This is a genomic window from Malacoplasma iowae (genome assembly GCF_900660615.1).
In the GTDB taxonomy this organism is placed as follows: domain Bacteria; phylum Bacillota_I; class Bacilli_A; order Mycoplasmatales; family Mycoplasmoidaceae; genus Malacoplasma; species Malacoplasma iowae.
This window is the reverse complement of the sequence record NZ_LR215023.1, coordinates 185403-197366: the sequence shown is the minus strand read 5'-3', so window position 1 is coordinate 197366 and position 11964 is coordinate 185403. Positions and strand designations below refer to the sequence as shown.

The window sequence follows — 11964 nt, the reverse complement described above, 5'->3', positions numbered from 1 at the left end:
AAACCTCTAGAAAAGCAACTAACACTTATACACATATAATCCTATTCAAAAAAAAAAAAAAAAAGCAAGTCTCCAGAGGCGAAAAAAAATATAAAAATTATCCAAAAACAATAAAAAAATATTTATCAAAATCACATTAAAGTTTGGTTGTTGCTTAAATAATCTCAAAAAAATGTATGCATAAAAATAGTCATTTTGGAGTTATCAAATAATGTTTGATATCAAATAAAAATTATTTTTAATAATTTAAAACAAAAAATACCTAATTAAATAGATATTAAATCTAGATAATAGGTATTAATGTTTATTATATTTTTTCTTTTTTAAAATATGGAATTAATGCTTCAGGGATTGTGATGCTTCCATCTTCATTTTGATAATTTTCAATTACAGCAGCTCACAATCTATCAATTGCCAAACCACTTCCATTTAGTGTATGGACAAGTTCATTCTTATTTGTTGATTTATTTTTAAATCTTATCATAGCTCTTCTAGCTTGGAAATCTTCACAATTAGAACAAGAAGAAATTTCTTTATATGAATTGTATGATGGTAATCAAACTTCAATGTCATAAGTTTTAGAACTACTAAATCCCATATCACCTGTACATAAAACAATTCTTCTATACGGTAGTTTAAGAGTTTCTAAAACTTTTTCAGCTTGTAGTGTCATTTCTTCCAAAACATCATAAGAATTATTGGGATGCGCTATATTTACCATCTCTGTTTTATAAAATTGATGTTGTCTAATAACACCTCTAGTATCTCTACCAGCACTACCTGCTTCACTTCTAAAATTAATAGTTGAAGTTGTGTATCTTAATGGTAATACTGATTCATCTAATATTTCATCACGATGAAAGTTAGTTAATTGTACCTCTCCAGTTGGAGATAGAAAGTAATTACTATCTTCTAGTTTAAATAAATCTTCTTTAAACTTAGGTAATTGTCCAGTGCTATATAAAGACTGGTTGTTAACAATTACTGGCATTGAAAATTCAGTATATCCTGATTGAGCATGTAAATCTAAAGTAAATTGTTGTAGAGCCCTAATTAACTTTGAACCATTTTCTTTATAAATAACAAATCTTGATCCTGTTATTTTAGTACTTCTTTCAAAATCTATTAAATCATTCTTTTTTGCTAAATCTCAATGTGCTAGTGGTTTAAAATTAAATTTAGTTGGTTCTAGATATTTTTTTATTTCTACATTTTCTGTTTCATCTTTACCAATCGGAACTGAAGAGTGGGGAATGTTTGGAATTCTAGATAATTCATAATCTAACTTATCACTTAATGTTTTTTCATTTTCAGATAACTTATCAATTTCGTTTTTAATTGTTGAAACTTCATTTTTTATTTTTTCAACTTCTTCTTTTTTATTTTCTTTTATAAGATTAGTAATTTGTTTTGATAAGCTATTTCTTTTTTCATTTAATTTTTCTATTTCTTGTGTTATTTTTAAAAGTTCTTTATCAGTTTTTTCAATTTCTGATAAATCAATTTTTGCATTTCTTTTTTCAAGACCCGTTTTTAAAAGATTAATATTTTCTCTAATTATTTTCTTGTTTATCATAATTTTCCTCTTGTTGTTTTAAAAGTTTGATTTTATTATTGATTTGAACAATATATATAATTCCTGAAATAACTGATAATATTGTACAAATAAACACTAAGATATTTTGTACTAGATAATATTGTCATAAATTATCATTACTATACAAACCTATTGGATTGTTAAAAACAATTATTAATATGATTAATGAAAACATTTGAAAAATAGTTTTTAATTTACCAAATAGATTAGCTGCTACAACTATGTTTTTTTTAGCAACAGTTAATCTATATGCATCAACAATAGTATCTCTTGATGCCATTATTACAATTAAATATCATAAAGTAATATTTTGGCTAGCTAATAAAATAAATGTTGATGTGGTTAAAACTTTATCTGCAATAGGATCTCATATTTTTCCAAAATCACTTATTCAATTAAATTTTCTTGCAAGATAACCATCCAAAGCATCTGTTATGCAAGCTAATATAAAAAAGATTCCAGCCAATAAATCATATAAACTAATTTGGTAGTTAATGCTAGAGATTTTAAAACTATAAATGATAACATTTGAATCTAATGCTAAAAAGACCAATATTAAAGGAATAAACAATATTCTAAATACCGTTAAGATATTTGGAATATTGTTTATCTTGAATAATTTATGTATTTTATTGTTATTAGAAATTAATTGGTCCATAAGAACGAGGGAACGGGATAACATCTTTAATATTAGATGTATCTGTAATATACATAATTAGTCTTTCAAAACCTAATCCAAATCCTGCAGATTTATAATACCCATATTTTCTCAAATCCAAATATCAACTAATTTCTTCTGGCTTAATTCCCATTTTCAAACATCTATTTAAGATTTTTTTATAATCATCTTCTCTTTGGCTTCCACCAATGATTTCTCCAACTCCTGGAACTAATAAATCACAAGCAGCAACAGTTGTACCATCATTGTTTAATTTCATATAGAAAGCTTTTATCTCTTTTGGAAAATCAGTTAGTATTACAGGTTTATTAAATACTTTTTCACATAAAAATCTTTCATGTTCACTTGCCAAGTCTTTACCAAAATAAATTTCATTATCTTCAAAATTAGTTTTGTTTTCTGAAATACTTTTCTTTAATATAGTAATAGCATCTTTATAAGATAATTTAACAAAATCATTGTTAATTACATTTTCAAGTTTTGGAATTAATTGTTCACCACTTAATTTATTTAAGAAAATCATTTCATCTTTACAATTTTTTAATACAAATCTTATTAGGTATTTAACAAATGCTTCTATTAATAATGTAAGTTGATTCAAACCACAAAAAGCAATTTCTGGTTCAATCATTCAAAATTCAGCTATGTGTCTGTTAGTATTTGATTTCTCTGCTCTAAAAGTTGGTCCAAAAGTATAAACTCTTTTTAACCCTTGTGCATAAGCCTCAGCATGCAATTGACCACTAACTGTTAATGAAGCTTGTTTATCAAAAAACAATTCATTATTTTTTGATCTTACTATAAAGTTTTCTCCAGCTCCTTCAGCATCATTACCAGTTAATATTGGAGTACTAACTCATGAAAAATCATTCATATGAAAGAAATTATGAATTGCAAAAGCTAATTCACTTCTTATTTTCATAATTGCACTATATTTATTTGTTCTGTGTCTTAAATGTGCAATTGTTCTCAAAAATTCTGCAGAATGTTCTTTTTTTTGTAAAGGAAAATCTTCATCAGCTTGTTTTAACATTTTGAAATCTTTAACTAAAATTTCAAAATGTTGGTTTTCTTTTAAAGATTCAACAACATCACCTTCAATTAAAATAGCACTACCAGTTTTAGCAGTTCTAGCTTCTTCAAAATTAGAAGTTTCTTGTTTTTTATAAACTAATTGAATTGAATTAATAGATGTTCCATCAGTAAAAGAGATAAAACCTAAAGATCCGCTATCTCTATTAGTTCTAACTCAACCAGCTAATTTAACACGTTTAAGCTGTTTATAGTTTTTAAAAACATCTTTTACAGAAATTGTTTCCATAATTTTATCACCATATCAAAATTTATAATAATTATATAATACTAATGAATTTTTTATTTATTATCTTGATATAGCAATTAGTATTGCTTTATATAGTGTAAATATTCAATTTCATGTTTATAAAATTAATTAAATAAACAAAATGTCTTTTATTGTAAAAAAATTAACTACTTTTAATAATGAAATGTATAATAAATTATGTTGTATTGAAATATTAATACAATTATCTTATAATTATTAAGTTATATTGTAAATTTGGAAGTATAGCTCAGTTGGTTAGAGCACACCCCTGATAAGGGTGAGGTCGATGGTTCGAGCCCATTTACTTCCACCATTGAAGGGGACGTAGCTCAATTGATAGAGCACCTGATTTGCACTCAGGAGGTCGAGGGTTTGACTCCCTTCGTCTCCACCATTAATAATTACCAGAAGGTTTTTAAACCTTCTTTTTTTATTTTCATAAAAAAACTATGTTTAATTTGTTTATTAAAATCATAAATAGAAACAATAACTAACATTAAATCAGATTAGAACATATTATTAAAATATTGAATTGTCACACAAGATTTGAACAAAATTCAAATTTTGTGTTTTTTTTATTCATCATTTTTAGTAAAAATAAATCTAATATATAAAGTTATTTTTAAACACCTAATAAGAAAATATTAATTATGTTTATAATTGGATTTATGGGATTAAATTTTGTTTTTTTATTAACTATTGTGTTTTTATTAAAAACAAATTTGAATATTTTAATCAATAGAAATAATATTTTAATGTTTTTAAACTTTGTTTGTTTTTGTTAATTGGACTGTTTTATTTTTTAATTACCAAAAAATTTATTAATTGATAATTCCATCATTATTTTTAATTTTGGATTATATATAGTTTTTTCTAGAACTTATATATGGTTTACTTTTTAATGTTTCTATTTTCACAATAAATATTGGTTTCTTAATTTATTTTATGTAAACTTTTTTACTATTAAATCATTAGTTGAATTTTATATTTACAATACTTAATTCTTAATATAAAAAAAAATATAAAAAAAACAATAATTCTTTTTTTCAAAAGAATTATTGCCCAATATTTATTTCAATGTTTGTTTACTATGATTTTAATTAATTGAATCTATTTGATTCATTAAAGAATATTTCATTATCAAATGTTGGCATTTTAGCTGCTCTAATTTTACGTATAGGCATCATTTGATTAATGTAGTTATAAATTAGTTCTCCATTAACAAAAGTCATCATTACTCTTCCGCTAATTCTGTGATCATTAAAAGGAGTTCATCTACTTCTTGATACTATATCTTCATTTTTAATTCATCATCTTTTTGTTGTGTTTACAACTATAATATCAGCATCATATCCTTCTTTTATTTCACCTTTATTCTTTAAACCATAAATTTTAGCTGGATTTTTACATAGCATTTTTTCTAAAAGAGTAACAGGTATTTTTTTGTAAAAACAATTATCAAACAAAATAGAGAATAATGTTTCAAAATTTGGTAAACCTGGACGTTCAGTTTCAAATTTTTCTATTAAAGTAACAGGTAAATGTGTAGATGTTATCATGTCAATTTTGTTTTCTTTAACAGCATTTCATAAGTGAATATTGTTTAACATTGTACCAAGTTTGTAATCAGTTGTGATTGTTTTTCTTTTGTATTCACTATTAATTTGATCTCTATTAAATAATAAATAGTTTATAGATGTAGCTGTTCTAATGTTATAACCTTGGTTTTTATAGAATAATATTTTCTCTAAATCACTTTCATTTGTAATATCATAAAATAATATTTTTATATCTTTATCATCACAAATTGTGAAGAAAGTATCAATGTCGTTACCAGACAGATGAATCAAAATCATTTTTGATGATTGAATCATAGCATTTAAAACATTAGAATCTGATATTCTATCTTTAAAATTTCTTGAATTTAAATTTATAACAGTACCAACAGCATATTCTTGTGCTTTGGCCAATTCTTTAGTTTTACTTAAATCTCCAGCTGAAATAGCAAAAGCAAAGTTAACCAAAGATGTATCATTAGCTGTAGCAATTTTTTGAGATAAAACTTTAAAATAATCATCTGTAATTGGATCAACTGGCACATCAACAAAAGTAGTTATTCCACCATATGCACAAGCGATCGATTCACTACCAAAATCAGCATCATCATATGGAGATCCAGTTTTGATTCTAGAAAAACCATCAATAATACCAGGCATTACTAAGTTATTTTTAATATCAAAAGTTGCATCAATTTCAACATCACAAGTTTCATCAGTGATAGGTTCTTCACTAATTTTAGCAATAGTTTCATTGATGATTAATATATCAACTTTTTTACCATTTGATAACATACAATTTTTCAAAAGTTTTACCATGATATCACCTCTTACATTTTTTCTTTTATTTTTTTCAAAGATTAATCAAAAGCAACAAATCATATTAATTATAAACTTTTAATATGTTATATTCAATAATTTTAAAAAAATAGTTGATTAAAATTTATTTTAATAGTATATAATAAAATTTTATATTTATTTTTCTAATTCATATTTTTATTATTTTTTAATCAATAATTAAAATTGATTTCTAAGTTTTTTATTTGTTCATCACTTAACTCATTAATTAAAAAAATTTCATCAACAGAAATAGTTTTTTCAATATACTTTTTTTCAGGATAGTTTTCGTTAATAACAATTTTTCTATTGTTTGGATTAAATGTGATTATATTTTTATCAAACATTTTATGAAAGTTTGATTCTATAAAAATAACATTATTCCCATTAACAGCTAATTTTCAATTGTTTATATTATTAGATGAAATTAAAAATGAAAAACCTATAATATGTGCAGCTTCAATCACTTCAGTTGATACATATTTGTTTTGTGATACATCTTTTAATTTATCAATAGAAACAAGATACGAGGTTCATGATTTATAAATAGATCTTAATTGTCTTTTATATTCATTGCTATCGTTATAAAATTTTTTATTATAAAGGTCATATATATCATTTACTTTTGTTAAAAATAATTTTTCAACATTTTTTTGTTTATCATTATTAGATTTTAATAATGATATTTTTTTATTTAAATTAACAATAGTTTCTTCATCTTCTAGTAAATTAATATACATTCAATTATATTTATAAAATTCTTCTTTAAAATTTTCCAAATACTGATTGGAATTTATAACATCTGATAAACTAATAATTTTAATGGAATCAAAATTAAAATCTGATTTAAAAAGATGATTATTAATTTTATATTTTTTTAATGGGTTATAAAAATTAAAAGATAAGTAGTTTTTATCTATGCATTTTAATGGTGTAGCTTTTGAATTTTTTTCAGCTCCAGAAGCATTACTACCACTTAAATAACTTAATTGTTTTAATACTGTTGTATTAGATTCATTTTTGAAAAAATAATTTATAGATTCAATTTCTTTATTGTTTAAACTTTCAAATCTTTTTTCTTTTTTTGGTTTATCATTTTTTATAAAAGTTTTTCTAAAAAATCTTACATCTTTATTATTTCAATAACCAACTGTTTTTATCATATCGCAATCAGTAACTCGATAATTTGCTTCTTCTAATTCTATAAATTGTTTTACTATTGACTTATCTTTTAAAAAAATAACAAAGTTACATTTGCCTTTTACTTTATGAACATTTTCTTTTGATGATTTATAATTTTTAGTAACAAAGGGAACAACAAGCATTACATAATTTTTATTCATGTTTATCATCACCTTCGAATTTTAATGTAGAAAAAATTGCTTCTAGTACATTAACTACTATTGAGTTACCCATAATAAAAATTAATTGTCTATCAGATAAAATATTATGTTTTTTGATTTTTAAATAATCTTGCTTATTAAAACCCATATATAAAAAAGATTCTTCTGCTGTCATATATCTTATTTTTTTATTTTCAAAATATAGTTTTATTCTGCTTAAAGCTCCAGATGCTGTAAGTGTAGGTCCACAAAAATTAACATCATAAACATAATTTTCAGAATTAAAATTAGTGTAGTTAATAAGTGATGCTTTGTTAGTATTATTTATTTGTTTAAATGATGATAAATTATATTTAATTAAACTATCATCATATGGTAAGTCATTAGATACTATTGTTGATAATGGCAAATAATTTTTATTTACTTTATTATTAAGATTTTTATCAAATTCAAAATTAATCTTATTTTTAAAATCTTTTCTAATAGACAATAAAAATATTCTTTTTCTTGATTGAGGTACATTAAAGTTTTTAGAATCTAATTCATATTCATAAGAAACATAATTTAAATTTTCAAGTTCTTCTATTCATTTTTTATATTCTTGAATATGTTTTTTATTTTTAATAGCAACAACATTTTCCATTAATAAATATTTTGGCAATTCACTAATGTTAAGCTTTTTATTCATATCTGATAACAACCTTTTGACTTCTCACAATAAACTACTTCTAGTTTTATTTTCTTGATTCATACCTTTTTGTTTGCCTTGGTGACTTAAATCTTGACAAGGAAAAGAATAAGTAAAAATATCAATATTTTTTGGAATTGATTGATAGTCAACTTTTGATATATCAAAAAGATTTTTAGAAACAACATTTGATTTATTTAAAAGATAACCTAAATTACTATTAACCAATTTACTTTTATTTAATGCAGGTGTTTTAGAATCAAACGAAACACAAACATTGTCTATATCTTTAAAGGTTTCTTTTTCAAGTTTTTCAAAATTATTATGCAATAATTCATATGCAACTATAGCATTAACAAATCATTCTATATATCCAACAGATTTAATTTGCCATCCTTTTTTTGAAGCAATATTTTTTAAAGCTAAATATTGAGATCCAATTCCAGCAAAAGCCTCAAAGATTTTTATTTGGTTAACAAAACCCTTTTTATCTCTACCATTTTTCATACTATAATACCTACATTTATTTGTTTATTTATTATTTAGTTATTTTTGCTGTATTAATTTAATCTAAAAGGATTAAATACAATAATTCTGGTAGAGATAAAAAGGGTTTACTCTACCAACAAATCGTATTATACATTCATTACAAACACTTTGAAGACAATAAAAAATGCTACAAATTAATGTAGCATTTTCCCTATTTTTTGTTTTTTATATATTCTTGATAACCACCTTCAATATTAGAAGTATCATATCCCATTTTAGATAACTTTTCAGTTATCTCTTTTGACTTCATTCCTCTATTACAATAAATATAATATTTCTTAGATTTATCTAAATTGATTTGGTTGTTATCAATCATATCTTTATTTAAGTTAATAACATCATTGTTGATTTTTAATTGATCAAATGTTTCTTTATCTCTAATATCAACAATTACATTATCTTTATTTTGTTTTTCAAGAACTGATTTTCATGTAATGTTTTTCATTATTTTTTGAAATTTTTGAAAGCATTTAGACCTAAATAAACAGCATTAGAACCTAATTCGTTTTCAATTTCAATTAATCTGTTATATTTAGCTATTCTTTCAGATCTTGACATAGAACCTGTTTTAATTTGTCCAGTACCCATACCAACAACAATATCAGCAATAGTTGTATCTTCAGTTTCTCCAGATCTATGTGAAACAACAGCTGTTCATCCAGCATCGTGCGCTAATTTAATTGTTTTAATTGTTTCTGTTAAAGTACCAATTTGGTTAACTTTAATTAATACAGAATTTGCAACTTTTTTCTCAATTCCATTTTTAGTGATTTCAGGATTTGTACAAAATAAATCATCACCAACTATTTGGACTTTGTTACCCATTTTTTGAACCATTAAAGCAAATCCGTCTCAATCATTTTCAGCTAAACCATCTTCAATAGAAATAATTGGGTATTTTTCACATTCTTTATTTCAATATTCAATCATTTCTTCTGAAGTTTTTGTACCCTTTTTAGCATCTAATATTTTAGCTTTAATAGCTTTATCAAATACATAAACTTTTTTGTTATTATCATATAATTCAGAAGTTGCTGGGTCTAAAGCAAATGCAACATCTTTATCAATACCAGCTTTGTATCCAGCTTTTTCAACAGCTTCAACCATTAATTTTAATGCTTGATCAGCATCTTTTAAATCTGGTGCAAAACCACCTTCATCACCTTTGTTAGTGTTAAGTTTTTTTGATTTAAGAATGCTTTGTAAAGCATGGAAACATTCAGATGCAATTCTACAAGCTTCTGTAATTGATTTAGCACCTACTGGCATAAACATAAATTCTTGGAAATCAATTGTGTTATCAGCATGTGCACCACCATTAATAACATTTAACATTGGAACAGGCATAATATATTTTCCATTTGTTTCATTTAGCATGTTTTCTTTAATGTATTTGTACAATGGTTTTCTACTTAAAATTGCAGCAAGTTTAGCAACTGCAAGTGAAACAGATAAAATAGCGTTAGCACCAAGTTTTGCTTTATTTGGTGTACCATCTAGTTTAATCATTATTTCATCAATTTCAGTTTGGTTTCTACAGTCTTTTTTTAATAATGCAGGAGCAATGATTTCATTAACGTTTTTAACAGCAGTTAATACTCCTTTACCACCATATCTTGTTTTGTCTCCATCTCTTAATTCAACAGCTTCTCTTTCTCCAGTTGAAGCACCTGATGGAACCATAGCTTTTCCAAAAATATCACCACAGTAAACTTTACAAGCAACTGTTGGGAATCCTCTCGAATCTAAAACCTCATAAGCCTCAATTTTAGTAATTTTAAATTTATTAAACATTTTATTCTCCTTAAATATATTAAAAACTAATTATAGTTTTTACTAACATATATAATTCTAAAACAAGTTATTATTTTTTTAATAATGATTTTGATGTCATCTCACTTGGAATATCAATATTCATATACTCTAAAATTGTTGGTGCAATATTTGAAAGATTAGCATCAACATCATTTAATTTTATGTTTTTGTCTGTAATTATAAATGGCACTGGGTTTGTTGTATGTTTAGTAATTTTATTACCATTATCATCTATCATCTCTTCTGCATTTCCATGATCTGCTGTTATGAATAATGTACCATTAAGTTCTTTAACTTTTTTGTACAATCTTTCTATTTGTTTATCTAAACATTCAATTGATTCAACAGTTTTTTGATAATCCCCAGTATGACCCACCATGTCAGCATTAGCATAATTTAATATAACAGCATCATATTGATCAACAACTGTTAATAATTTATCAGTTATTTCAATAGCTGACATATTAGGTGCTAAATCGTAAGTTGTAACTTTTGGAGATGGAATAAGTATTTTATCTTCATTTTTAAAACTTATTTCAGCACCACCATCCATAAAGAAAGTAACATGAGCATATTTTTCAGTTTCAGCAATTCTTAATTGTTTAATATTATTTTTCTCAAAAATTTCACCAATTGTGTTTTTTAAAACAACTGTTGGGTATAAAACACCGCTAGGTTCAATACCTTCATAATTCATCATAGTAGCAAAATAAATATTATTTAAACTCTTATAAGGTTTTTCTTGATACAATTGTGAACCTATAAATAAATGTGATAATTGTCTTGCTCTATCAGGTCTAAAATTAGCAAATATAATTGCATCATTATCTTTAATATAAACACTTTGATCTTTTTTAGTTGCTGGAACTAAAAATTCATCTGTTATATTTTGATCATATTGACTATCAATATAATTTAAAGCATCTTCATAAAAATTGTTATTGTCGCCTAATAAAGTTTTGTATGCAAGTTCTGTTCTTTCAAATCTTTTATCTCTATCCATTGCATAAAATCTTCCAGAAATAGTCCCAATTTTTCCACCATATGTTTTTAAAACATCATTTAATGAAATGATGTAATTTTTAATTGATTTAGGTTCAACGTCTCTACCATCACCAAAAATATGAACCACTGGAATTAAATTGTTTTTTGATGCAGCTTCTATAATTTTAAAAATGTGCAATTGATTTGAGTGCACACCACCAGGAGATAATAACCCCATTATGTGAAGTGTAGAATTATTTTTTTTAACAAATTCAAAAGCTTCATTAAGTACTTCGTTATTTTTAAAATTATCTTCTTCTATGTCTTTATTAATTAAAGATAATCCAGTGTAAACAATTCTTCCTGCTCCTATGTTTAAGTGTCCAACCTCAGAATTACCTATTTGTCCTTCTGGTAAACCAACATATTTTCCCGAAGCTTGTAATAATAAATTTGGGTATTCTTTAATTAACATATCCATACAAGGAGTTTTTGCATTAAAAATTGCATTACCTTTATTTTTATTAAGATGACCATAACCATCAAGTATAGCTAATACAATTGGTTTTTTCAT

General features: G+C 24.2%; 9 protein-coding genes and 2 tRNA genes. 2 read left to right on the top strand and 9 right to left on the bottom strand.

Features of this window, described 5'->3' with window-relative positions; genetic code table 4:
* Positions 1–307: 307 nt before the first annotated feature.
* The 3 genes from serS to asnS are packed head-to-tail and all read right to left on the bottom strand — an operon-like array spanning position 308 to position 3597.
* On the bottom strand, positions 308–1576 hold the full coding sequence (gene serS / locus EXC57_RS00860) for a serine--tRNA ligase (RefSeq protein WP_036451977.1): 1269 nt from the start codon (positions 1574–1576) through the stop codon (positions 308–310).
* Complete coding sequence (gene pgsA, locus EXC57_RS00855; protein WP_004025217.1) at positions 1554–2255, bottom strand: CDP-diacylglycerol--glycerol-3-phosphate 3-phosphatidyltransferase; 702 nt, start codon at positions 2253–2255, stop codon at positions 1554–1556. The genes serS and pgsA overlap by 23 nt, the downstream gene beginning before the upstream one ends.
* The gene (gene asnS, locus EXC57_RS00850; RefSeq protein WP_129692515.1) at positions 2236–3597 is read right to left on the bottom strand and encodes an asparagine--tRNA ligase; all 1362 of its coding nucleotides are present in this window, start codon (positions 3595–3597) and stop codon (positions 2236–2238) included. The genes pgsA and asnS overlap by 20 nt, the downstream gene beginning before the upstream one ends.
* Before the next feature lie 257 nt (positions 3598–3854).
* Here asnS and EXC57_RS00845 point away from each other — a divergent pair.
* Together EXC57_RS00845 and EXC57_RS00840 are read left to right on the top strand one after the other, a co-directional pair.
* Positions 3855–3931: transfer RNA gene (locus EXC57_RS00845), tRNA-Ile, on the top strand.
* Positions 3932–3936: 5 nt separating this feature from the next.
* Positions 3937–4012, top strand: a tRNA-Ala gene (locus EXC57_RS00840).
* A 706-nt stretch (positions 4013–4718) separates the two neighbouring features.
* On the opposite strand, the gene EXC57_RS00835 is transcribed toward EXC57_RS00840, so the two are convergent.
* The 6 genes from EXC57_RS00835 to gpmI all read right to left on the bottom strand — a co-directional run bounded on the left by EXC57_RS00835 (position 4719) and on the right by gpmI (position 11964).
* Positions 4719–5993 (bottom strand): dihydroorotase, encoded by a 1275-nt coding sequence (locus tag EXC57_RS00835; RefSeq protein ID WP_004025220.1) that lies wholly within the window; start codon positions 5991–5993, stop codon positions 4719–4721.
* A gap of 164 nt (positions 5994–6157) precedes the next feature.
* Positions 6158–7354 carry an MAG4270 family putative restriction endonuclease gene (locus tag EXC57_RS00830; RefSeq protein ID WP_004025221.1) on the bottom strand — a complete coding sequence of 399 codons (1197 nt, stop codon included), beginning with the start codon at positions 7352–7354 and terminating at the stop codon, positions 6158–6160.
* Entirely contained in the window at positions 7347–8549 is a 1203-nt protein-coding gene (gene dcm, locus EXC57_RS00825) for a DNA (cytosine-5-)-methyltransferase (RefSeq protein WP_004025222.1), read from the bottom strand. Before dcm ends, EXC57_RS00830 begins: the two co-directional genes overlap by 8 nt.
* Before the next feature lie 193 nt (positions 8550–8742).
* Complete coding sequence (locus EXC57_RS00820; protein WP_004025223.1) at positions 8743–9036, bottom strand: rhodanese-like domain-containing protein; 294 nt, start codon at positions 9034–9036, stop codon at positions 8743–8745.
* Positions 9036–10385, bottom strand: coding sequence for a phosphopyruvate hydratase (gene eno / locus EXC57_RS00815; protein ID WP_004025224.1), 1350 nt, complete (start codon positions 10383–10385; stop codon positions 9036–9038). Before eno ends, EXC57_RS00820 begins: the two co-directional genes overlap by 1 nt.
* 70 nt (positions 10386–10455) lie before the next feature.
* On the bottom strand, positions 10456–11964 hold the full coding sequence (gene gpmI, locus EXC57_RS00810) for a 2,3-bisphosphoglycerate-independent phosphoglycerate mutase (RefSeq protein ID WP_004025225.1): 1509 nt from the start codon (positions 11962–11964) through the stop codon (positions 10456–10458).